At 67.6% G+C, this 23,549-nt stretch carries 16 protein-coding genes, 1 pseudogene and 1 riboswitch; of the genes and pseudogenes, 8 read left to right on the top strand and 9 right to left on the bottom strand.

Annotation, left to right across the window (positions count from 1 at the left end):
* Window positions 1-6 precede the first annotated feature (6 nt).
* Complete coding sequence (gene iolG, locus ACW17V_RS04820; protein WP_492107739.1) at window positions 7-993, top strand: inositol 2-dehydrogenase; 987 nt, start codon at window positions 7-9, stop codon at window positions 991-993.
* Between the two features lie 95 nt (window positions 994-1,088).
* Here the strand turns inward: iolG and ACW17V_RS04815 are convergent, their stop codons facing one another.
* Both ACW17V_RS04815 and ACW17V_RS04810 read right to left on the bottom strand, forming a co-directional pair.
* On the bottom strand, window positions 1,089-2,516 hold the full coding sequence (locus tag ACW17V_RS04815) for an alkaline phosphatase D family protein (protein WP_492107738.1): 1,428 nt from the start codon (window positions 2,514-2,516) through the stop codon (window positions 1,089-1,091).
* An 8-nt stretch (window positions 2,517-2,524) separates the two neighbouring features.
* Window positions 2,525-3,754: a histidine-type phosphatase gene (locus ACW17V_RS04810; protein ID WP_492107737.1), complete on the bottom strand. Its 1,230-nt coding sequence runs from the start codon at window positions 3,752-3,754 to the stop codon at window positions 2,525-2,527.
* Window positions 3,755-3,966: 212 nt separating this feature from the next.
* Here ACW17V_RS04810 and ACW17V_RS04805 point away from each other — a divergent pair, with 212 nt between their 5' ends.
* Window positions 3,967-6,003, top strand: coding sequence for a phytase (locus ACW17V_RS04805; protein ID WP_492107736.1), 2,037 nt, complete (start codon window positions 3,967-3,969; stop codon window positions 6,001-6,003).
* Window positions 6,004-6,129: 126 nt separating this feature from the next.
* On the opposite strand, the gene ACW17V_RS04800 is transcribed toward ACW17V_RS04805, so the two are convergent.
* The 3 genes from ACW17V_RS04800 to ACW17V_RS04790 are packed head-to-tail and all read right to left on the bottom strand — an operon-like array spanning window position 6,130 to window position 9,643.
* The gene (locus ACW17V_RS04800; RefSeq protein WP_492107735.1) at window positions 6,130-7,488 is read right to left on the bottom strand and encodes an ABC transporter permease; all 1,359 of its coding nucleotides are present in this window, start codon (window positions 7,486-7,488) and stop codon (window positions 6,130-6,132) included.
* Window positions 7,485-8,918: an ABC transporter permease gene (locus tag ACW17V_RS04795; protein ID WP_492107734.1), complete on the bottom strand. Its 1,434-nt coding sequence runs from the start codon at window positions 8,916-8,918 to the stop codon at window positions 7,485-7,487. Before ACW17V_RS04795 ends, ACW17V_RS04800 begins: the two co-directional genes overlap by 4 nt.
* Entirely contained in the window at window positions 8,915-9,643 is a 729-nt protein-coding gene (locus ACW17V_RS04790) for an ABC transporter ATP-binding protein (RefSeq protein WP_492107733.1), read from the bottom strand. Before ACW17V_RS04790 ends, ACW17V_RS04795 begins: the two co-directional genes overlap by 4 nt.
* A gap of 141 nt (window positions 9,644-9,784) precedes the next feature.
* On the opposite strand from ACW17V_RS04790, the gene ACW17V_RS04785 reads away from it, so the two are divergent.
* Window positions 9,785-11,872 carry a TonB-dependent siderophore receptor gene (locus ACW17V_RS04785; RefSeq protein WP_492107732.1) on the top strand — a complete coding sequence of 696 codons (2,088 nt, stop codon included), beginning with the start codon at window positions 9,785-9,787 and terminating at the stop codon, window positions 11,870-11,872.
* A 99-nt stretch (window positions 11,873-11,971) separates the two neighbouring features.
* Here the strand turns inward: ACW17V_RS04785 and ACW17V_RS04780 are convergent, their stop codons facing one another.
* The 3 genes from ACW17V_RS04780 to ACW17V_RS04770 all read right to left on the bottom strand — a co-directional run bounded on the left by ACW17V_RS04780 (window position 11,972) and on the right by ACW17V_RS04770 (window position 17,219).
* On the bottom strand, window positions 11,972-12,700 hold the full coding sequence (locus tag ACW17V_RS04780; RefSeq protein WP_492107731.1) for an acyl-CoA thioesterase: 729 nt from the start codon (window positions 12,698-12,700) through the stop codon (window positions 11,972-11,974).
* On the bottom strand, window positions 12,697-15,054 hold the full coding sequence (metE, locus tag ACW17V_RS04775; RefSeq protein ID WP_492107730.1) for a 5-methyltetrahydropteroyltriglutamate--homocysteine S-methyltransferase: 2,358 nt from the start codon (window positions 15,052-15,054) through the stop codon (window positions 12,697-12,699). Before metE ends, ACW17V_RS04780 begins: the two co-directional genes overlap by 4 nt.
* A 116-nt stretch (window positions 15,055-15,170) precedes the next feature.
* Window positions 15,171-15,399, bottom strand: a riboswitch (cobalamin riboswitch).
* Window positions 15,400-15,545: 146 nt separating this feature from the next.
* Window positions 15,546-17,219 carry a flavin-containing monooxygenase gene (locus tag ACW17V_RS04770; RefSeq protein ID WP_492107729.1) on the bottom strand — a complete coding sequence of 558 codons (1,674 nt, stop codon included), beginning with the start codon at window positions 17,217-17,219 and terminating at the stop codon, window positions 15,546-15,548.
* Window positions 17,220-17,418: 199 nt separating this feature from the next.
* Here ACW17V_RS04770 and ACW17V_RS04765 point away from each other — a divergent pair, with 199 nt between their 5' ends.
* Entirely contained in the window at window positions 17,419-18,276 is an 858-nt protein-coding gene (locus tag ACW17V_RS04765; RefSeq protein ID WP_492107728.1) for an acyl-CoA thioesterase, read from the top strand.
* A gap of 3 nt (window positions 18,277-18,279) precedes the next feature.
* Here the strand turns inward: ACW17V_RS04765 and ACW17V_RS04760 are convergent, their stop codons facing one another.
* Window positions 18,280-19,878: an acyl-CoA synthetase gene (locus ACW17V_RS04760; RefSeq protein WP_492107727.1), complete on the bottom strand. Its 1,599-nt coding sequence runs from the start codon at window positions 19,876-19,878 to the stop codon at window positions 18,280-18,282.
* 222 nt (window positions 19,879-20,100) lie between these two features.
* On the opposite strand from ACW17V_RS04760, the gene ACW17V_RS04755 reads away from it, so the two are divergent.
* From ACW17V_RS04755 to ACW17V_RS04740, 4 genes and pseudogenes are all read left to right on the top strand, one after another.
* Window positions 20,101-21,204 (top strand): NADH:flavin oxidoreductase, encoded by a 1,104-nt coding sequence (locus ACW17V_RS04755; protein WP_492107726.1) that lies wholly within the window; start codon window positions 20,101-20,103, stop codon window positions 21,202-21,204.
* Between the two features lie 74 nt (window positions 21,205-21,278).
* Window positions 21,279-22,023, top strand: a pseudogene (locus tag ACW17V_RS04750) (SDR family NAD(P)-dependent oxidoreductase).
* Window positions 22,020-22,661 carry an SDR family oxidoreductase gene (locus ACW17V_RS04745; RefSeq protein WP_492107725.1) on the top strand — a complete coding sequence of 214 codons (642 nt, stop codon included), beginning with the start codon at window positions 22,020-22,022 and terminating at the stop codon, window positions 22,659-22,661. Before ACW17V_RS04750 ends, ACW17V_RS04745 begins: the two are co-directional and overlap by 4 nt.
* Window positions 22,658-23,539 (top strand): SMP-30/gluconolactonase/LRE family protein, encoded by an 882-nt coding sequence (locus tag ACW17V_RS04740; protein WP_492107724.1) that lies wholly within the window; start codon window positions 22,658-22,660, stop codon window positions 23,537-23,539. Before ACW17V_RS04745 ends, ACW17V_RS04740 begins: the two co-directional genes overlap by 4 nt.
* Window positions 23,540-23,549: the final 10 nt, after the last annotated feature.

Genomic DNA, 23,549 nt, shown 5'->3' with positions numbered 1-23,549 from the left:
GACACCATGCAAGACATCGCCATTTTGGGCGCCGGCCGCATCGGCCGCATCCACGCCAAGAACGCCGCCAGCCAGCCCGGCCTGCGCCTGAAGTATGTCGTCGACCCTGTCGCCGCGGCCGCCGAAAGCCTGGCCGCCGAGACCGGCGCCAGCGTCGTTGATCTCGACACCGCCCTGAACGACCCGTCGGTGGCCGGGGTCATCGTCGCCAGCTCGACCGACACCCATCTGGACTACAGTCTCAAGGCCATAGCCGCCGGCAAGGCGGTGTTCTGCGAGAAGCCGATCGACCAGGACCTGGCCCGCGCCCGCTCGGCAGTGGGCGAGTTGGGCGGCAAGGGCGTGAAGCTGTTTCTCGGCTTCAACCGCCGTTTCGACCCCAATTTCCAGAGCCTGAAAGCCCGCCTCAGCGGCGGCATCGTCGGCGCGCTGGAGACGGTGCACATCACCAGCCACGACCCGGCCCCGCCGCCGGTGGCCTACGTCAAGGTGTCGGGCGGCCTGTTCAAGGACATGGCCATCCACGACTTCGACATGGCCCGCTGGCTGCTCGACGAGCCGGTGACCGAGGTGTTCGCCGCCGCCAGCTGCCTGGTCGATCCCGAGATCGGCAAGGCTGGCGACATCGACACCGCCAAGATCCTGCTGCGCACCGGCTCGGGCAAGATCTGCATGATCAGCAACAGCCGCCGCAGCGGCTATGGCTATGACCAGCGCATCGAGGCCTTCGGCTCCAAAGGGCTGGTGCGGGCCGACAACGTGATGGAGAGCACGGTGTCGGTCTGGAGCGAAGCGGGCGCGTCCAGCGACGCCTTCCAGAACTTCTTCCTGGACCGCTACGCCGAAGCCTATCGCCGCGAGATGGCGCACTTCGCCGAGATCATCCGGGGCGAGGCCTTGCCGTCCGTGGGATATGTGGACGGGGTGGAGGCCCTGGCCCTGGCCGAGGCGGCCAGCCAGTCGGCCAAGAGCGGGGCGGTCGTGAAGCTCTAGAACCCTTCTCTCCGTTCCGCCGGGGGAGAGAAAGAAATACAAACGGCGGCTCTCTCGCGAGGGCCGCCGTTTTCACGTCCGGAAGGCTCCAGGTCTCAGCTCGCATCCGTCCCGTAATAACCCCGCCCCGCCTCGCGGCGCTTCAGCCGCTTCAGCTCGCCCGGATCGCTGAGCTTGTCCCAGGTCTTCACGCCGTTCTTCAGGTCGGCGGGACGCAGCACCAGCGGCGCCCATACCGCCTCGCCCAGCACGTCGTGCAGGGTGTAGGTCAGCACCGGATCGGCACCCATCTGGAAGCTCATCACCCCGACATTGACGCTGCGGGCCCAGACGTCGCGGACGCGGATCTCCGGCTCCTGACGCAGGAACTTCACCGCCGGCATCTGGGCCAAAGGCGAGCTGCAGAAGTCATAGATGTCGTAACCGCCGACGCCTGAGCGCGGCACGCAATTCAGCTCCCCCATGTGCGAATCGCCGGAGATGCAGACCACCCCGCCGATGGCCTGGTCGCGGATGAAGTCGAAGATCTCGTCGCGCTCGGTCATGTAGACGCCCCAGGAGTCGCCGCCGGACTCCTTCTCGGCGCTGGACCAGCCGCCGCCCGAGACGAGGATCTTGAACGGCGCCGTGCTGGCCTTCAGCTCGCGCTTCAGCCAGGCCTTCTGGTCGGCGCCCAGCATGGTCTTGCCGCGCCCGTCGGGCAGGGTGGTGGCGTCGCGGTGATAGCGGCCGTCGAGGAAGAAGAAGTCCACCCCGCCATAGGCCTGCCTGAAATAGATCCCCGGCTTGCCAGGCTCGCCATACGCCGGATTGGCCCAGTACGCCTTGAACAGCTCCAGCGACTGGACCTTGATCGGATTGGCGCCGTCGGAATCGTTGAAGCCGAAGTCGTGGTCGTCCCAGATGGCAAGCTGCGGGGTCGAACGCAGCAGCGGCTGCAGGGCCTCCACCGCCCGGCCGCGCCGGTAGAGGTCGGCGATGTTCTCGGGCTGGTCGCTGTCGGCGTAGATGTTGTCGCCCAGCCAGAAGAACAGGTCCGGCTCCAGCGCCTTGACCGTGGTGAAGATGCGCTGCTCGGGATCGAACTGCAGGCGGCAGCACGAACCAAAGGCGACGCGAAACTCGGCCGGGCCAGCGGGCGCCGTGCGGGCCCGGTGAGGGATCGGCTGGTGGCGGTCCAGTTCGCCCGCATAGCGTAGGCGGTAATAGTAAGCGGTGTCGGGATCCAGCCCCTCGGCCCGAAGGGTGACGCAGAAGTCGCCGTCCTTCGAAGCCGCCGCCCTGGCCGTCACCACCGCGCCCGTGAAGTCGCGGCGTTTGCAGACCTCCAGCACCACCTCGAAGGCGCCGCTGGCTCGCGTCCAGATCGTCAGGTGACCCGGCCCCGGCGCCCCGACCATCGGGCCCTCCAGAGCCCGGGGATAGCCCAGCACGGCGGCGAGAGCCGGGGCCGAGATTACGGCGAAGGCGGCGGCGGCCGTGCTGGCCAGCATCGAGCGACGGCTGAGGCGCGGGAGGGTCATGGAGCTTCCTAGTGCTGGATGGGCGAGGTCAGCTTGCCGCCGACGATCTTCTGGAAGGTCTCCAGCGGACAGACCGTGGGCTCGCCCTTAACCCCGCAACCGGGGATCGGAAAATAGGCATAGGCCGGCGGGTTCGAGGCCGTCAGAGGCTGCAGCTCGCGCAGCTGGTCCATGCTCTGGGCCGTATAGAAGGCCCGCACGAAAGCCTTGCCGCCGCCATCGCGCAGCAGTTCGAACCCCATGGCGCCGCCGGGGGGCGGATCGTCGCGGGGATAGTCGGCGATGGTGAAGTGAGCATCCAGGAAAGCGCGCAGGGCGGCGATGTTGGTGTCGTGGCCGACCAGCAGGGTCAGCTTGCCGGTTCCGGCCTCACCGTTCAGGGCCGACAGAATGCGCCTGGCCACCGGCGCGGCGTAGCGCTGGGCCACATAGGGCGAGCCGACCTCATAGTGGAACTTGACCGGGTGGAAGCGCAGCATCGCCTGGATGTCGGCCCTGGAGGCGCGGCCCCAGCCCACCTCTTCCATCGGCTTGCCCTCGACATATTCCAGCAGAACGGTCTGGCCGGCGGTCGAGGCGATGGACAGCGCGCCTTCCAGGTCGGCGCTGTCGCCGACATTGGCCTTCAGGCTCGAGGGGCGCTGGGCGATCCCGCAGCCGGCCTTGGTGGCGGGGTCGCAGCCCAGCACCTTCTGCAGGACCGCGAAATCGGCGGCGTGAATCCGGGCCTCGTTGGCGACGCCGGGCTTCAACCGCTGCGAGGCCTTCAGGGCCAGGTCGCCGTCCATGCCTTCGCTGGGATGGAAGACCGGGTCGTCGGCTTCGGTCTTGGGGTGATCGACGGCCAGGCCGCAGCCGGGCTGCAGACCATCGACAAAGGACTCGGCCGTACGGATCGCCCGCGACTTGCCGCTGGCCCAGATGACGATGTCGCCGGCCGACGCGCAGCCTTCGCGCGGTATCAGACCCCGCGCACCCAGGAAGGTGCGATTGTGGCGTCCCATGAGCCGCGCGCCATCGGCGCCGTGCTGGGTCAGCTCACCATAGGGCGTGGTCCAGTTGGACCAGGGCTGGGCCGTCGTGCCGGCTGGGGTGGCGGGAGACTTGGTCGGCGGGCGGACGCTGTGGCGCATCAACATGACCATGCGCTCCAGCTTCAGATCGCCCGTAGGACCGCCATTGGGCGCGGCCGCGACGGGGCTGGAGAAAACAGGCGCGGCGATCATCGCGGCCGCCATCAAAGCGTATCGAAGTGTCGCCATAAAGCCTCCCTCGCCGCTAACCCACGGCCTGCTGATTGACGAGACGATACGAACGAATATTCTATTTTACAACTCAAATGGAATTTTCAGTGCGAAATCGACCGAGAGCGGCCTGATCGTCAGCGTGGCGTCAGCGCCGCACCACTAGGCCAGTCGCACATCAAAGATGCGACACAGGGGGACACACCATGATCCATCGCCGCCAACATCTCGCCGCCGCCAGCATACTGGCGCTGATGGCCTTCGCCGGTCAGGCATCCGCCCAGACCGCCGCCGCGCCGGTCGCCAGCGTCGCCCCGATCGGCGCGACCGCGCCCACCGCTCAGGGCGGCGCCAATGCGGCCGCCCTGCTCTACAACAGGATTGACCCGAGCAAGAGCGTCATCGCCGCGACGGGCGAGCTGGGCGGGCTGGAGTTCCACGGCCTGGACGGCGCCCGCAAGGCCGCCCTGCCCGGCGGCGAAACCTATGGCGTCGATGTGCGCGACAACCTGATTGCTGTGCTGGACCGCAAGGAAGGCCGCATCCGCCTGTCGCGCTACGACTTCGCCACCGGCCAGGCCCGCGACGTCGAGGCGCGTCCGCTTATGCTGGGCTATGCCGGCGAAGGCCTGTGCCTGCATCAGAGCCCGCGCGACGGATCGCTGTACGCCTTCGCCCTGGGCGGCGACGGCCAGCTGGACCAGTGGCTGCTGTATCCGACCGCCGACGGCAAGCTGGACGGCCGCCTGGTGCGCCGCCTGCACCTGTCTTCGGAAGCCAAGTACTGCGTCGCCGACGACACCTCGGGCGCCCTCTATGTCGCCCAGCAGGCGGTCGGCATCTGGCGCTATGACGCCGATCCCGAAGCCGAGGCCGTGGCCACAGTGGTCGACATCAACCGCCTGGGCCGCATCAAGGGCGAGGTCGGCGGCCTGGCTATTCTGAACGGCGGGACCCAGGGCAACTATCTGGTCGCGGTCAATGCCGACGCCGGCGACTACAACGTCTATGACCGCAACGCCGACGACCGGTTCCTGGGCGCCTTCCGCATTCAGGCCAACGGCGCCGACGCCATCGAGGGCCCGTCTGGCCTGTTCGGCGTGCGCGCCCCCATTGGCCAGGGCCTGCCGGCCGGCGCCCTGCTGGTCACTGACGACCGCAAGGTCGGGGCCAACACCCAGGTGCTGTCCTGGCAGGACGTCGCCGCCGCCCTGAAGGTCTCGCCCGGCCAGGCGGCGCCCCAGGCGGCGCCCAGCAAGCTCGCCCTGGTCCAGGCCACCATGGAAACCCAGCCCGTCGAGCACGGCGGCGACGCCGCAGACGATCCGGCGATCTTCGTCCACCCTACCGATCCGACCAAGCACGCCATCATCGTCACCGACAAGAAGGGCGGACTGCTGGTCCATGACCTGTCAGGCAAGCCGCTGCAGTACCTGCCCGACGGCAAGATGAACAATGTCGACCTGCGCGGCGGCTTCAGGCTGGGCGGCAAGACCGTAACCCTGGTCGTGGCCAGCGACCGCACCCGCAAGGCCATCGCGATCTACACCATCGACCCCGACACCCGGCAGCTGACCAGCGTCGCCGACGGCGTGCAGGCGACCGGCCTCTCCGACCCCTATGGCCTGTGCATGTATCGCAACCGCAAGGGCGCGACCTTCGTGTTCATCAGCGATCCCGATGGCGGCGTGCGCCAGTGGAAGCTGGTCGCCACCCCCGCCGGCAAGGTCCGCGCCGAGCAGGTCCGCGACCTGAAGTTCGACACCCAGACCGAAGGCTGCGTCGCCGACGACGAGACCGGCGCCCTCTACATCGCCGAAGAGGACATCGCCCTGTGGAAGCTGGGCGCGGAACCCTCCACCGGAGCGGCCCGCAAGTCCGTCGTCCGCGTGGTCGACAACCCCGCCCTGAAGGACGACCTGGAAGGCGTGGGCCTGTACGCCCAGCCCGGCGGCAAGGGCTATCTGGTGGTCTCCAGCCAGGGCAACAACAGCTACGCGATCTTCAGGCGCGAGGGTGACAACGCCTATGTCGGCAGCTTCGCGGTGATCGCCGACGGCGCCACCGGCATCGACGGCGTCTCGGAAACCGACGGCCTGGAGGTGACCAGCGCCTCGCTGGGCACAGGCCTGGAAGCCGGGGCCTTCGTCGCCCAGGACGGCCGCAACGTCTCGCCGCCCGAGAAGCAGAACTTCAAGCTGGTGCCGTGGTCGGCGATCGCGGGCAAGCTGGGACTGCGCTGAACGGAGGCGTCCAGCGCGAGCTGACAACCAGGACTGTTGCAATCGAGTTTCGACCTTTGACCGGCCCAGTGGGTCAAAGGTCGAAACATCGTCTGCCAGGGACGCAACGCCCCGAGTTTCAAAGACCTATTCTCTGATGTGGCGCGTGCGCGTGAAAGCCACGATCCAGGCCCCGGCCGTAAAGACGAGAAGGGCAAGCAGCGGCGCTAGCGGTGTCGAGCCCGACGGGCTTCTCGGCTCAAAAACGGGCAGCCGGTCGAAATCGGCGCGCTGAAACGGTCGCTCGTTGAAAAGGTAGGGGTAGTAGAAGTCCTGCAGGCGACGATGGAACCTTGCGACGCTGTCCTGGTAAGCCAGATGCGCCGGAAGGTCGCTATCGGCGGCGCGGTGGACGAGGGTCTGGGCCGCGGCGGCCGGGGAAAGCCAGCCGAGGCGTTCCGTCCAGGTTTGGCGCGCGGCCAGACTCGACCGGTAGGCGGCGACCTGCCCGGCCACGCTGTCATCGCCCATCTCGTGCATGGCGTAGTACCATTTCCAGTGGAAGCGGCCGCTGACCGGCGGCGTGTCCTTCCACTCCGGATGCTTGGCCCTGAAGGGTCCCATGATCGCCTCGCGCGGAATGTCCCAGGCGCGGTGGACGGCCTCGCGCTGGGCCAGGGTCAGGTCGACGCCGCGACCGACCGGCACGGTCCGTGACAGCACCGCGTTGCCAAGGGCGGGAACCAGCAGGACCAGCACGATCCAGCATCCGACCAGGGTAGCGGCATTGAAGGCCGAGCGACGCCCCCAGGCTCCAACCAGCAGGCCAAGACCCGTCCAGAAGGCGACATAGAGCACGGCGACCAGGCCGAACGTCGCGACACCAGCAATGGGCGCCTGGGCGATCATCGCGCCGATCAGGAACGGCGCCAGCAGGGCCAAGAGCACCAGCCCCAGCCTCAGCCCGGCGCGCTGCAGCCAGAGCTTGCCAGGCTTGGCCGGCAAGGCGTTCAGCACGCGCAAACGGCCAGCCTCCCGCTCGCCGGAAACCAGGTCGTGCATCAGCGCAATCACCGCCAGCGGCGCCAGATAGATCAGCACGAAGGCGAAGTCGAACGGCCCTGGCAGGGCCAGTTCGGGATTGACCGTCTCGGTTTCGTACAGCTGGGCCTGGAGGCCAAGGAGACGGACTCGCAGCACATAGGGCTGGATATCGCGCTGACCCAGGGCGGCGAAGGCCAGACTGGGAGGACGGTCCGAGGTCAACAAGAACGTATAGTAGGCGGCATTGCCCGCCTCGCTGTCGGGCTTGCCATATTGCTTGGCGACGGCGGCGAGGTCGCGGTTTTGCGCGGCCGCCACCCTGTCGATGACGGCGTTCTGGCGCGCGGTGGCCGCAAGCCCCGCACAGACAGCCACCATGGAAAGGGTAAGCAGCAAAACCAGGGCGGCGGCGCTGACCCGCGACCGAAGCAGCAGCCGCAGTTCATATCGAAGACGGATCATCGGGCGTCCTTGCGAAGACGGCGGGCGACGGGCGCGCACAAGGCCAGCAGCACCGCCAGCCAGATGGCGAGAATGGCCAGATTGGCGGCCACGCGGCCGCCGGCGAGGCTCAGCCTGTCCGGCGCGACATAGGTGAAGCTGGGCACGCGCTTCCAGTTGTCGGCAGCGATGCGCGGATCCTCCCCGGCGTTCTGGTTGGGGATTTGCTCGACCTGCATGCGGTTGAGCGCCTGTACGAAGGCGTAGCGATAGCGCTCGACCTGATTGAGGAAGTCCTGGTGGCTCTCGGTGTCCGTACCCGCCAGACTCATGGAGGCCTGGCGCAGGGCGATCACGGGGCTGACCGCGCCGAAGCCGCGCACAAACCTGTTCTGCGCCTGCTCGCGCGCGAAGGCCTCGCGGGCGTAACGGTCGAAAAGCTGGCTGGTCAGGCGCTCGCCCTCCATGCCGACCAGACCGCCCCACTGCACCGGCAGATCCTCGACGCGCTGAACGCCGTACCTGGCCAAGGTCTTGGCCTTGAAGGCCGCGAAATAGGGGTCGTCGGGATTGTGGCTGTCGCCGATCTTTTTGAGATCCTCGTGGATGGCGACGTCCGTCTCGATCCTGGTCGGCGTCGCCAGGCGCGCCGCGACTTCCGGCAGGGTGCGGGGGAGCAGCACCACCAGAACCATCCAGATCGACACCAGAACGATCAGGGCGTCACGCGACCGGCGCGCCAGGGCCGAGATCAAGACTGCGGCCACCGCCCAGATCGCCAGATAGAGCCCATAGCCCAGCAACAGCAGCAGAGCCGGTCCGGGCGGCGCCCAGCCCACCAGCGCGGCGATCAGCAGCGCCAGGGCCGCCGGCGCCAGGATCAGTCCGACCACGCCCCCATAGGCCGCCAACTTGCCCATCAGCATCTCGCTTGGCGCCAGGCCCTGAGCGGCCATCAGGCGCAGCGTGCCGCGCTCGCGCTCGCCAGCCACCGCGCCATAGGCCAGAAAGATCACCAGCAGCGGCGCGAGGGTCTGCAACACGAAGGCCGGCGTCAGTTCGCCAAACCGCAGCAGCAGGGACGACTGCCGCGCCTCACTGAAATTGGCGCTGTTCTGCCGATGGCCTTCCAGGAAAACCGTGTGGCCCGTGAAGCTGTCGACGCCGCGGTCGAAGAAGGCCAGGGCCGACAGCGGCCGGAAAACGAACTGACCGTAGTGGACCATGCGATGCGGATGACGGTCGGGCTGCGCGTCGAACTGCTGGTCCGAACTGACCTGATGGTGTTGGCGGGTCGCCTCGATGGCGTTGCGCTGTTCAACCCCCAGGATGGCGGCGCTGACCAGCAACGCGGCCAGGATCGCTCCGGCCACCGTCGACACCCGGTTGCGGACCAGGGCGCGCCATTCCTCGCGCGCCACCCGCCCGATCAGACTTGGCCGCCCGCTCACGCCGCCGCCCCGACCTGGACATAGCGCTGGTGAAGGGCGCGAAGGTCGAAGCGATCAGGTCCCTCGGCGGTGAGCTCGACCTCGATATGCCCGTTGGCCAGGAAGCCGATGCGATCGGCAACCTCCGAGGCGCCCAGAAGGTCGTGGGTCACCATCAGGGTCGCCACGCCGCGCTCGCGCGCGGTCTGCAGCAGACGATTGAAGTCGGCGACGGCGCGCGGATCCAGGCCAGAGGTTGGCTCGTCCAGCAGCAGCACGGGCACGCGTCTGGCGATGGCCAGGGCGATGGCCACTTTCTGGCGCATCCCCTTGGAGAAGCCGCCCAGCCGGCGGTCCCAGGCGTCGCGGGTCAGACCGACGGCGTCGAGGGCCTCTTCGATCAAGGTCCGCTCGGTGTCGGCTCGCGCCAGGGTCAACAGATAGTCGATGTTTTCGCGCGCGGTCAGGTGCTCATAGAGCGCGACATTCTCAGGCACATAGGCGATGCGCGAGCGCGCCGCCGTCGGGTCCGCGCCGACCTCGACACCGCATACCCGGGCCGCTCCCGCCGTCGGACTAGCCAAGCCCAGAAACAGGTTGAGGGTCGTGGACTTGCCCGCGCCATTGCCGCCGAGCAGGGCGTAGATCTCTCCCGCCCGCACCGAGAAGGTCAGGTCCCGAAGGACCAGTTGGCTCCCATAGCGCTGCTCGAGGCCCACGGCCTCCAGCGCAGCGGCGGATGTCATGGTCAAGACTCGGACCCCCTCATTCAAAAACGCAAAGGCGCTTGCCAAGCCGCGCCCACCCGAATTAGTACGTTATAACGTAACATCACTATTGAGAGTCAATCGCGGATTGATGGGTTGGTGTGGTTTCGGGGGAACGACATGAGTTTCGTGGATTTTCGGGTCGCATTGCTCGCGGGTTGCGCGGCGGCCGCGCTGTCGACAACGCCCGCGGCGGCAGAGACTGATCCCGACAGCGCGCGCGTCGAGGACGTCACCGTCACGGCGCGGCGAGCCAATGCCAGCATCAATGGGCTGGACGTCTCGCCCCTGAAATTGCCGCAGAGCGTGCGCGTTCTGGATCGAGATCTGATCGATCAGACCGGCCTGGCCAACCTCTCGGATCTGTTCGATCTCGCCGGAGGGATGGCGCGCCAGAACAGCTTCGGCGGCGCCTGGGACGCCTATGCGATCCGGGGCTTCTCGGGCGACATCAACCAGGGACCCGACCTGCTGGTCAATCGTTTCACCGCCAATCGCGGCTTCAATCCGCGTCGCGACACCGCCACGGTCGAGACCTTCCAGGTGCTCAAGGGGCCGGCTTCGGCTCTGTCCGGCAAGGGCGAACCCGGCGGCTCGATCAACATCGTCACCAAGGCCCCGCTGCGCCACGCCCACACCTCGGCCGAGTTGGGCTATGGCAGCTTCGACACCCGGCGCGCGGCGGGTGATCTGGGTGGCCCGGTGAGCGACACGGTCTCGGTGCGGCTGGTCGGCGCTTATCAGACCACGGACGGCTTCCGCGACCATGTCGGCAGCGACCGACTGGTGCTGGCCCCGTCCCTCGCCTGGGATCCGACCGACAAGGCCCACCTCCTCTATCAGTTCGAAGCGATGGACGTGCATTTCGTCCACGACCGGGGCCTGGTGGCCGTGAACGGCGACGGCAAGGCCCTGCCCCGCGACCGCTTCCTAGGCGAGCCCAATGACGGCAAGATCCACCAGCAAAGCCTGCAGCATCAGGCTTCGGCCGCGTTCGACCTCGCCGAGGGCGTTTCGCTCGAGGGCGGCGTTCAGTATCGCGACGGCTTCTTCAAGGGCCAGTCGACCCACAACTCGGCCCTGGTCGGGACCCAGCTGCGACGTCAGCTGCGGGTTCACGACTATGACTGGCAGGACCTGTCGGGCCGCCTGGAGCTGAGCGTCAAGCGCCAGATGATGGGCGTCGAGCATCAGATGCGGCTGGGGGGCGACGCCTTCAGCTATGACCAGCGGCGGGTCTTCCTGCGCTTCAGCCCGACGGCGGCCACGCCCTACGCCATCGACATCTTCAATCCGGTCTATGGCCAGTCCAAGCCGGTGGCGACGATGAACCAGAACATGCTGGAGAAACTGCGCGGCCAGAGCCTCTATGCGCAGGATCTCATCACGGCGGGCCAGTTCACCGTCCTGGTGGGCCTGCGTCATGACTGGATCCAGCAAACCAACACCAACTATCGCAACAACACGGTCGGCAAGCAGAGCCCGTCGCGCACCTCGCCCCGCGCCGCCCTGACCTGGTCGCCGTCAGACACGATCTCGGCCTATGTCAGCTGGGGCCAATCCTTCCGCTACAATCAGGGGACCGACGCCACCAGCGCCGCCTTCGCATCTGAAGAGGGCGAGGCCTTCGAGGGCGGCGTCAAATACGCCCTGCTTGACGGCAGGCTCACCGGCACAGCCTCGGCCTTCCGCATCGACAAGAGCAATATCCTGGTCAACGACCCCGCCAATGCCGGCTTCTCGATCGCGGTCGGCGAGGCGCGCAGCCAGGGCGTGGAGTTCGACGCCAACCTGCGGGTCAACGACCAGCTGACGCTCACCGGGGTCTACGCCTTCACCGACACAGAGATCACCAAGGACACCCGCGCGGGTTTCGTTGGCAGCGCTCTGAGCAACATCCCGCGCCAGTCGGCGGCGGTCTATGCGCACTGGCAAACGGCCCAGCAGGGTCCTAGCGCGATCGGTGTCGGCGGCGGGCTGGTCTATGTCGGCAAGCGGCCGGGCGACGACGTCAATTCCGGCTTCAAACTGCCCGACTACGTCACCGCGCGGCTGAACCTGAGCTATCAGGCGACCCAAGGGCTGTCGCTGCACTTGAACGCCGAGAACCTGCTGGACGCGTACTATCTTGAAAGTTCCTACAGCAACCTCTGGATCACACCGGGCGCCCCGCGGACGGTCACGATCCAGGCGAAGTGGAAAATGTGACGCCGCCCTGAGTTCGCGGCGACCTTGATAGGCAGCCACGCGCCAGACTTGGCCCCCTTGGCGACGGACACCGCGTCCATCGCCAAGGGGGCCAAGGATTCAGGCCTCCCGAACCGCCACCATCACGAATTCCCCCACAGCCGAACGGCTGCGGACGCCGCTCAGCAGCCCCTCCGCCCAGAACTCGACCTCGACGGTCATCGAGCGCGTCCCTGTCCTGGTGACTCTGGGGACCAGCTCGACGAGATCGCCGCCGGCCACCGGCACGGCGAAGTCCACCCGTTGCGAGGCCGCCATCACCACGACCTTTCGGCTGTGCCGCGTGGCGGCGATGAAGGCGGCCTTGCCCATCATCGCCAGGGCTTCGCCACCAAACAGGGTGCCGTAGTGGTTCGTACGGTTTGGAAAGACCATCTCGACCATCCGCAGATCCTCACCCGTAGGTTCAGCGTCCGCCAGGGGCGGCAGGTCGCGCGACGGAAGATCTCCGTCGCGCAGCGCCACCATCTGGAACAGGCCCTTGGCGCACAGCCGGCGTTCCCCCGTCAGCAGCGCCTCGGCCAGCAGGCTGACCTCGACGGTGAGCGAGCGACGCCCCACCCGTGTGACGCGCCCTTCAGCTTCAACCATCTCGCCCTGGCGCGCCGGAGCGGCGAAGTCGATCCGCTCGCAGGACGCCGTGACGAAGGGCGCCCGCCCATGCCGTGAGGCGGCGATGAAGGCCACCTTGTCCATGTGCGCGAGCGCGACGCCGCCAAACAGCGTGCCGTGATGATTGACGTCGGTCGGGAAGACGATGTCCACAAGCCGGGTAACGGGGCCGGTCAAGCCGCCGCTTCCGTGGAACGGAACCGCCTGGCGGCCTCGACCATGTTCGCCACGGCCGTCCTGGTTTCGGGCCACTTGCGGGTCTTCAGACCGCAGTCAGGATTGACCCACAACTGCCCGCTCGACAGCCGCTCGCTCGCGGCCGAAAGCAGGGTGATCATCTCTTCGACCGTCGGCACGCGGGGGGAATGGATATCGTAGACGCCCGGGCCGATCTGGGCCGGGTACCGGTCGACCACAAAGGCGTCCAGCAGCTCCATCTTCGACCGCGCGGTCTCGATCGAGATCACGTCGGCGTCCATCGCCCCGATGGCGGCGATGATGTCGTTGAACTCGGAATAGCACATATGGGTGTGGATCTGGGTGTGATCGGCGACGCCCGAGGCGGTCAGGCGGAAGCATTCGACCGCCCAGGACAGATAGGTGTCCCAGTCGGCGCGGCGCAGCGGCAGGCCTTCGCGCAGGGCGGCTTCGTCGATCTGGATGATCCTGGCCCCGGCCGCTTCCAGGTCGACCACCTCGTCACGAATGGCCAGCGCGATCTGGCGACAGGCCAGGGCGCGCGGGACGTCGTCCCGGACGAACGACCAGTTCAAGATTGTCACCGGCCCGGTCAGCATGCCCTTCATCGGCCTGGACGTCAGGCCTTGCGCATAGGTCCACCAGCCGACGGTCATCGGCTTGGGACGCGAGACGTCGCCAAACAGGATCGGCGGCCGCACACAGCGCGAGCCGTAGGACTGCACCCAGCCATGCTGTGTGAAGACAAAGCCGGCCAATTGTTCGCCGAAATACTGCACCATGTCGTTGCGCTCGAACTCGCCATGGACGAGCACGTCGAGGCCGACCTCTTCCTGCCAGGCGATGGCCCGAGCGGTCTCCTCGCGAAGGAACGCTTGATAGCCGGCGTCGTCCAGGACGCCTTTGCCGTGGGCCGAGCGGGCCTTGCGCACCCCTTCGGTCTGCGGAAAGGAGCCGATGGTGGTGGTGGGCAGCGCCGGCAGGTTCAGACGATCCGCTTGCAAGGCCTGACGGTCGCCATAGTCCAGGCCTCGCCTTGCCATGGCGTCGGTCACTCCAGCCAGGCGCGCGGCGACGGCGGCGTCGTGGATCTTCGGTGAGGTGCGGCGCGCCTGGGCGGCCGTTGCGCTGGCTTCGAGTTGGGCGGCGACGACGGCGCGGCCGCCGTTCAGGGCCTGGGCCAGGACCGCCAGTTCCTCGATCTTCTGCACCGCGAAGGCCAGCCATTGGCGCACCTGCGGATCGATGGCGCTCTCAAGGGTCAGGTCGATGGGCGCGTGCAGCAGCGAACACGACGGGGCCAGGATGACCCGGTCAGAGCCGCGCTGGGCGACGGCAGGCTCCAGCCGATCCAGCAGGGCCGGAAGGTCGGCGCGCCACACGTTGCGGCCATCGACCACGCCCAGCGACAGGACCAGGCTCTCGCGGCTGGCGGCCAGGGCCGTCTCGAGTTCCTCCGGCGCGCGGACGAGGTCCAGATGCACGCCTTCGACCGGGAGGTTCAGGGCGGTGTGAAGGTTGTCGCCATAGCCGCCGAAATAGCTGGTCAGCATCAGGCGCAGGCTGGGGACCGCGTGGGTGAGGGCGCCATAGGCGCGGCGGATCTCGTTCCGCTCGAAAGCCGTCAGGTCCAGGGCCAGACACGGCTCGTCGAACTGCACCCAGTCAGCGCCGGCGGCGGCCAGGCCCTGAAGCACCTCGGCATAGATCGGCAGCAAGGCCGACAGGAGGGACAGCGGCGCGAAGCCCTCGTCCCTGGTCTTGGCCAACTTAAGGAAGGTGACGGGCCCCAGCAGGACCGGACGGGTCTGCACCCCGAGGGCCCTGGCCTCCAGGAACTCGTCGATGGGCTTGGTCGAGCTCAGGGCGAAGGTCTGCCCCCGTGATACCTCCGGAGCCAGATAGTGATAGTTGGTGTCGAACCATTTGGTCATCTCCAGCGCCGGGACGCCCCCCTCCCCTGGCCCGGCGTCATGACCGTGACCGCAGCCGGGGCCGCAGGCCTCCTGGGCGGTCGCGCCCTGCGCGCCGCGCGCCATGGCGAAGTAGGTGGCGGTGTCGACTTCGCCGCCGTCCCAGCCATAGGCGTCCGGGATCGCGCCGACCATCACGGCGGTGTCCAGCACGTGGTCGTAGAGCGAAAAGTCGTTGCTGGGCACGTGGGCCACACCCAGGGCGGCCTGGCGCATCCAGGCCTGGGCGCGCAAGGCCAGGGCGGTGTCCAGGAGCGCCCGGGCGTCGGTCTGGCCGGCCCAATGGCCCTCCAGGGCGAACTTCAGTTCGCGCTTGGCGCCGATGCGGGGAAAGCCAAGGTTGGCGACGGTAACGGTCATTTCAAAAGCCTCTGCCGGTGTTGTGGCGGAGGCTGGCCGGGACGCGCGCGAACGCGCGCACGGATCATCGCGGTCCGGACGCACCTTCCATGCGACCAGACCGGACACCCCGCCGGAGGACGTTATCTGTCGGGGCAGGTCTCCTGGCTCACGGGTCATCACCCCTGCCCTGGCCTTCCCGACACGCCACCGATCCAGCTCGGCGCGTCAGTGACACTCAATGGACAGCGGCTCACCGCTCACAGTTGCGGGGGCAGCGCCGGCCTCGGGGTTTCACGCCCTCACCGACTTCCCTCTTAGCTCCGGACGCGCGAACGCCCGCAGACCACGACACGCGTAAAGGACGCCCGAAGGCGATCGGCGTCAAGAGGGATATAAGGATATCCTTATATGTTTTTTCGCTAGCCGGGCGCGCCTGTTGTTCAGGGGCGCTGGAGACGTCGCCGACGATGGGATCGTGCGGTCCGCATCTTCCGGATCCAGCGGCGGCGCTATCCGTCGACCGCCTCAGGGATCCTGGCCGCCTGCTGCGCGGCATCCTTCTCGAACACAAAATCGGTGTAGCCGTTCTCGGCGGCCAGCCGACACGCTTCGGTGTAGCGCTGGAAGCCGCCGGTATACATGCTCAGCCCGCGCGGTTTGCCGCTGATGTTGCCGCCCACGTACCAGGTGTTGGCCTTGGAAACGAGCGTCAGCCCGGCGAGACCGTAGACGGTCTCCATCCACGCCTGCTCGGCCCCTTGGGTCGGCTCGATGCTGGCCAGGCCCTGCTGGCGCATGTGGGTGATCGCGTCGGCGATCCAGTCGATGTTCTGCTGGTCCAGAGTGATGATGTTGGCCAGCGCCGCCGGACCGTTCGGCCCGCAGACCAGGAACAGGTTCGGGAACGACGAGATCATCAGACCCAGGTACGACGTGGCGCCGTCGCGCCACTTGTCGCGCAGTTGCACCCCGCCCCGGCCCACCACGTCGAAGTTCAGGAGCGCGCCAGTCAGACCGTCATAGCCGGTGGCGAAGATCAGCGTGTCCAGCTCCACCTCGCCGGTGGCCGTGAGCAGGCCAGCCGGGGTGATCCTGATGATCGGGCTTTCCAGGCAGTCGTGCAGGGTCACGTGCGGTAGGTTGAAGGTCTCATAGTAGTGGGTGTCGAGACACGGACGGCGCGCGAAGATCGGGTAGCCACGCGGCTTCAGCTTCTCGGCGGTCACAGGATCGGCGACGACCTCGCTGATCTTTCCACGGACGAACTCGGCGACCTGTTCATTGGCCTCGGCATTGACCAGAAGGTCCGAGAACGTGCCCAGGAAGGACAGGCCGCCCCGCGCCCAGGAATCCTCCATGAGCGCGCGGCGCTGCTCGGAGGTGACGCTGAAGAACGGCCGGGTTGATTGCGGACGAACGCCGCCGAGCGGGCTGTTGCGGGCGACCTGGCGGATACCCGCATAGTTGCGCTTGAGTTCGGCGACGTAATCCGGCTCCAGAGCCACGTTGCGCATCGGCAGGGTGAAGCTGGGGGTGCGCTGGAAAACCGTCAGTGTTCCGGCGGTCCTGGCGACCTCCGGCACGATCTGAATGCCTGTCGACCCCGTGCCGACCAGGCCGACCCGCTTGCCTTCGAAGCTGACCGGCGTATGCGGCCACTTGGCCGCAAGCAGGATTTCGCCCTTGAAGTCCTCGGCGCCGTCGAACGGAACACCCTTGGGGATCGACAGCGGGCCGGACGCCATCACGCAGTAGGTCGCTTCGAAGACGCGGCCATCGTCGGTGGTGACGCGCCAGACATTGGCGTCCTCGTCATAGGCCGCGCCCGTGACCCAGGTCTCGAACAGGAAATGGCGACGCAGGTCCAGGCGATCGGCGACGAAGTTGGCGTACGCCAGGATTTCCGTCTGGGCGGCGAACTGTTCGCTCCATGTCCATTCCTGCTCGATTTCCGGAGAGAACGAGTAGCAGTAGTCCAGGCTCATCAGGTCGCAGCGAGCGCCCGGATAGCGGTTCCAGTACCAGACGCCGCCGACGTCGCCGCCGGCTTCGACGCCCCTGACGCTCAGGCCCATGCCGCTCAGCTTGTGCACGGCGTACATGCCGCCAAAGCCGGCGCCGATCACGAGCGCGTCGATGCGGGTCGGCTGTTGGCTTGGGGTCGGCTGCGGCAACGCGGTCATGGCGATCTCCCTGATGGACGTCACCTTGTTGCGGCCGTGACCCAAGCCGTGCCAGTGGCGGGGTCCTTGGCGCGCGAACATCACGGATGTGTCTGTTGGAAGGCTGTGCTCGCACGCCTTGATCTGAATCCCGGACCTGACGCATGGCTTGGCGCGCCGATCTGTGACCGCGGCCCAGGGGCGCCGCGAGAGGAGACACATGAACGACGAGACCACTGCGGCGACAGCCCTCAGCGAACCGCCTTCGCGCCTGACGCGCTTCGAGGCGCAGACGGGCTCTCCCCGCCAGACCCTGAAGGCCGACAGACGCCTGTGCGTCGGGCCGCCCGGCAATGTCTTCGTCTTCGGCGGCGTGCTTTTCGGCTCGGCCCTGGCGGCGCTGGAAGACCATCTCCAGCGCCCGGTCATCTGGTCGACGATCCAGTTCCTCGGTCCCCTCCGCCCCGGCGAAGTCCTGGAACTGAACGTCGAGGTCCCCGGGCCCGGACGGACGATCTCGCAGGCGCGCGTCGTCGGGCGCGTGGGCGATCGGGAAATCTTCCTGGCCTCGGCGGCGCTGGGCGTGCGCGACGAGCCGTTGGACCATGCCTGGGATCGCGCTCCGGAGGTTCCCCCGCCCGAGGCCTGCGAGACGGCGAAGCTTTGGCCTCATGGCCAGGAGTCCGGCACGCTTCTGGAAACCCTGGAGATGCGCATCGCGCCCGGCGCGTTCGCGGAAGCCGAGCCGACCGGAAGGCTGGCCGACAGCGGACGAGTGGTCTTCTGGATGCGGGCGCGCCAGGACCTTCCGATGGATATCAGCGTGCTGGCCCTGTTCGCGGACTTCACGCCCTATGCGCTCAGCAAGGCGCTCGGCGGCGGCCTGGGCGGCGTCAGTCTGGACAATACCTTGCGGGTGGTGCGTCGCGCCGAGACCGACTGGATCCTCTGCGACGCCAGGATCCAGGGCATCCGCTCGGGCTTCGCCCACGGCGACATCCGCCTGTTCGCCCGGACTGGCGAGCTCATGGCGATCGGCGGCCAGTCGATGAACGCCTGGCCGCCTCGCCCGCGCTGACGGCTAGGCGGTCTCGTCCGCCAGGGCGATAGCGGTTCGGTAGTCGGCCTTGCCGCTCTCGTGCCGAGGCACGGTGTCCACCAGAACGAAGCGCTTGGGGTGCTTGTAGGCCGACAGCGTCTGGGTCAAACCCGCCCTCACCCGGGCCTCGTCGAACAGGCCGTCCGGCTTGAGAATCGCCACGACGATCTTGCCCCACTTCTCGTCGGGTTGCCCGACGACAAGGACGTCGGCCACGCCCGGCTGAAGCTTCAGGGCCTCCTCAACCTCCTCGGGAAAGACCTTCTCGCCGCCGGTGTTGATCGACAGGTTGCCCCGTCCGATCAGGGTGAACTGGTTGGGCGGCATCCAGCGCGCGAAGTCTCCGGGCACGGCATAGCGCACGCCGTCGATCGTCCGGTAGGTGGCGGCGGTCTTCTCGGGATCGCCGAAATAGCCATTGGCCATCGCCCCGCTGCGGGCGATGAAGCCCTCGGACGGACGGTCCTTCGGCATCACCGTCCCCGTGTCGGGATCGATCAGCACCGTCAGGGGCGCGGCGTCGAAGACGCCGGTCTCCGGGATCTTGCCGGCCCTGGCGACCGAATAGCCGAGACCCGAGGCTTCCGACGCGCCCAGGATGTCGACGAGCGCGATGTTGGGCATGTGTCGCAACAGGCCCTCCTTGACCTCCTTTGACCAGGTCAGCCCTGCCGAACTGATCGCCCTCATGCTGGACAGGTCATAGACGCCCGGCGCATCGTCCAGCGCCTTGAGCATGGGCTTTGCGAAGACGTCGCCGACGATCGAGACCCGCGTGGCGCGATGCGTCTCGACCTCGCGCCAGAGCTGGGCGGCGTCGAACCGGTCGCCGGACAGGATGATCGCCGTCCCGCCGTTCAGCAGGTCGCCCATGGCCGAGTTGCTGCCCGATCCGTGCATCAGAGGACATGCCGGAATGATGCGGCTGTCGGTGGCGCGCACACCCTCGACATGCTCGTCCATCGACTGCGGCGCGCGCGCGATCAGCGGCGACTCCAGCTGAACGCGACGCGATTGGTCGGTCGACCAATGGACGCCCTTCGGCTTGCCGGTCGTGCCGCCCGTGTAGAGCAGATAGCCGTCGTCGCCCGAACGGGTGATGTCCAGCGGCTGGCCATCGCCCGTCCGCGCCAGGGTCTCGTAGGACAGCGCGCCTTCGGGGGCGGCCTCGGGTGACCGCTCGTTCTCGATGCGCACCCAGGCGCGAACGTCCGGCAGGCGGGCTTGCAGCGGCTCCAGCATCGCGTCGAAGTCCGACTGGTAGAACAACGCCTCCGCGTTGCAGTCATTCAGCACGTAGGCGATCTCGTCGGCCGTGTAGCGATAGTTGAGATTGACGGTGAGCAGGCGGGCCTTCACGCCGGCCACGAGGAACTCCAGATAGGCGGGATGGTTGCGGCACAGGATGCCGATCCGCGCATCGGGTTCGAGGCCCAGATCGACCATGGCTTTTGCCAGGTTGTTGGTGCGGCGATCGAACTCGCCCCATGTGACAACCACATCGCGCCAGATCAGGGCAGGACGATCGGCCGGGACGGCGCGCGCCACCGCGTCGAAGATGTCTCCATAGTTCCAGTGCACGGCGGCCTCCCGAGGTCTCTTTCCCCGAAGGTCTATGGGCCGGAGGGATCGCCGCCGCGCCGACCACCTCGCCCGGCCAATAAATCACGTGGGTGATGCGCGCGATCACGGCGCGAACTTTGATGCGCCCACCGATCGCCCACGACTAGTCGTTGCGAAAACCTGATCGGGCCCCCGAAACGCGATGCTTCGGGACGCCCCATTCGCATCCGGAGGATCGCAGTGTCCGCTTCCCTGCTCTTCGCGCCGACGACCGTTGCGGGCCTAGCGCTTCGAAATCGCGTGGTCATGTCACCGATGACCCGCCGCTTCTCGCCCGCCGGCGTCCCGACCCAGGCTGTCGGCGACTACTACCGCCGCCGCGCCGAGGCCGGCGTCGGCGTGATCATCACGGAAGGCGTCGCCATCGACCATCCGGCGGCCGTCGACCATCCGGACATCCCCAACTTCCATGGCGCGGCGCTTGAAGAATGGAAGACGATCGCGGCGTCGGTAAAGGCCGCGGGCGCGGCGTTCATCCCGCAGCTCTGGCACATGGGCGGCCACCGGTCGATGACGGCGGGCCCGCCCAATCCCGACACCCCCTCGCTCTCGCCTTCGGGCCTCTACGAGCCTGGAACCCGCTTCGGCGCGCCGGCGACGGAGGCCGAGATCGAGGCCGCGATCGAGGCCTATGCCCAGGCCGCGCGCGACGCCGTATCGATCGGGGCCAGCGGCGTCGAGATCCACGGCGCCCACGGCTATCTGATCGACCAGTTCCTGTGGGCGGCGACCAACCTGCGCGGCGACCGCTATGGCGGCGGCATGACCGATCGGCTGCGCTTCGCCCTTGACGTCATCAAGGCCTGCCGGACCGCGGTGGGACCGGACTTCCCGATCTTCTTTCGCTACTCCCAGTTCAAGCAGGTCGACTACAAGGCCCGACTTTGCCAGTCACCCGAAGAGCTGGCGGCCTTCCTCCAGCCCCTGGCCGACGCGGGGGTCGACGTCTTCGACTGCTCCCAGCGCCGCTTCTGGGAGCCGGAGTTCGAGGGCTCGCCGCTCAATCTGGCCGGCTGGACCAAGATGCTGACCGGCAAGCCGACCATGACCGTGGGCTCGGTCGGCCTGGACGGCGACGTCGTCGCCAGCTTGCGGGAAGGCGTCGATGTCATCGGCGCGTCCTCCCTCGACCAGCTCGACGGGATGCTGGAGCGCGGCGATTTCGATCTGGTCGGGGTGGGCCGCGCCCTGCTGGCCGACCCGCGATGGGTGGAAAAGGTCCGCGACGGCGAGACGAACGAACTGGTCGGCTTCACGCGCGCTGCGCTCGAGACCCTCGTCTGATCCATCACCCATGTGATTAGCGCCGTCGGCGACGATCAAATGCCCGCCCCTCCAGAGGGCTGGCGTTTGGTGCCCTGAGGAGGACTTCAATTCATGCCGCAACTGGCCATGGTCACCGGGGCCGCCCAAGGCATCGGGCGCGCCATCGTCGAGCGCCTCGGCGCTGACGGCTTTGACATTCTGGCGCTGGACGCGGACGAGACCCAGCTTGCGCGGTCCGCGAACGACTGGCGCGAGGCCGGGCTGACTGTCCGGACCGCCGTCGCCGACTGTTGTGATCGCGTCGCGGTCACCAAGGCGCTCGACGGCGTCGAGGCGCTAAGCGTCCTGGTCAACAACGCCGGGATCAGCGGCGCCCTTGACCCGATCGGCCAGGTGGATCGCGCCAGCTGCGACCGGGTGATGAGCATCAACCTGCTGGCGACGATCAAGGTCGCCCAGGAAGCCGTCCGCCGCATGCCGAACGGCGGCAGCATCATCAACATCGCCTCGCGCGGCTATCTCGGCGGGGCCGGCGCCGCCCACTACGTGGCGTCCAAGGCCGCCGTCGTGTCGCTGACCCGGGCGATGGCGATCGAGCTGCGCTGGCGCGGCGTCCGTGTGAACGCGGTCGCGCCCGGCATGGTCGACACCCGGATGATCGACGGCTTCGGGGACATGCTGGGCGCGCTGAAGAGGCTGGAACCGACCGGAGCTCCAGCCGATCCGGCCGAGATCGCCGCGATCGTCAGCGTCCTGGCCGGTCCCGATGCCAGCTTCGTCAATGGTCAGGTCCTGATGGCCGATGGCGGGAAATCCCTGGGGATGCCGCCGCTATGATGGCCTCGAACTCTCTCACCCTGGTCATTGGTCGCGGGCCGGTCGTCGACTCGATCGTCGAACGCCTGGACCGCGATACGCCGGGCGGTGTCGTGGCGCTGACCCGGCCGGACGCGGCGGCGGTTGTGGCCCTTGGGCATGGCCTGGCCGCTGCGGTCATCGTCGCGCCGCCGGGCCCGCCGCCTTGCCTGTTTCTGGACATCACTGACGAACGACTTGATGCCCAGCTGGCCGATTTTCTGGATGTCTTCGAATGCCTGGGCGCCCTGCTCGGCCGCCTGGACCCCGACGGCGCGATCGTGCTGGTCGGTGACCGGGGCTATCTCGGCGCCTGGGGGGCTGCAGACGCCCGCGCCTTCTCGGGGGCCCATGTCGCGCTGATGAGGTGCGTGACCCTCGAGGGATTTGGCGCGGGCCATCGCGCCAACTGCATCGCACTGGATCTGGCCGAAGACGGGACGAGCACGGCCCCGGGCGAGATCGCAAATCTGGCCGCCTATCTGGTCGCTCCCGAGAGCCAGGCCATCAACGGCGAGATCATTCTGGCCAATCGCGGTCGCAGCCTTCGCATACGCGAGGCCAAGGATCGCCGCGCGGACTTCGCCGCGACCGCCTCCAGCAAAGGATCCACCCTATGACCTTCACCGTCGAGATCATCGGCAAGGAACGCTGTCTGCTGGGCGAGTCGCCGCTGTGGGACGCCGAGGCGGGCCTGCTCTACTGGGTCGACAGCATCGCGCCGGCCATCTGGCGCTATGACCCGTTCACGGGCGAGCAGTCGTCGATCCCGGCGCCCAAGCCCATCGGCAGCGTGGTTCTGGGCCGCCCCGGTGAACTGATCGCCGGCCTCGCTGACGGGGTCTATCGGGTCCAGCTGGACACCGGCGTCTTCACGCCGATCGCCCTGCCCGACACCCTGGCGCCGATCGAACGCTTCAACGACGGCAAGGCCGATCGCCAGGGTCGCTTCGTCACCGGAACGATGGCGATGCACAACGAGACGGGACGGATCGGCAAGCTTTATCGCTTCTCGGCCGGCGGCTCCTGGGAGGTCCTCCCCACCGAGCCGATCGAGATCGCCAACAGCACCTGCTTCAGCCCCAGCGGCGACACGCTCTATTTCGCTGACAGCCTGCGCCACATGCTCTGGGCGTTCAGCTATGACGCCAAGACCGGCGCACTGGGTCAGAAGCGCGACTTCTTTGACACCACAGACTTCAGCAGCGCCCCGGACGGCGCAACGGTCGACGCCGAAGGCTATATCTGGCTGGCCCTGGTGCAGGCCCAGAAGCTGATCCGCATTTCGCCGGACGGCCGCCTGGATCGGGTCGTCGAAAGCCCCGCGCCCTTCTGCTCGTGCCCGGCCTTCGGCGGCGAAGACCTCGACATCCTCTACGTGACCTCGATCTCCGACAGCGGCGGACGCCTCAAGAGCGACGTCGACGCGTCCGGCCGACTGATGGCGTTCCACGGTCTTGGCGTGCGCGGCATCGCCGAGACCCGTTGTTTCCTCTGACCCGCGGTGA

It is taken from the genome of Caulobacter sp. FV2ye17ST (assembly GCF_058680955.1).
Note: the sequence above shows the minus strand (reverse complement) of the source record. Positions and strands in the feature narration are given on the sequence as shown.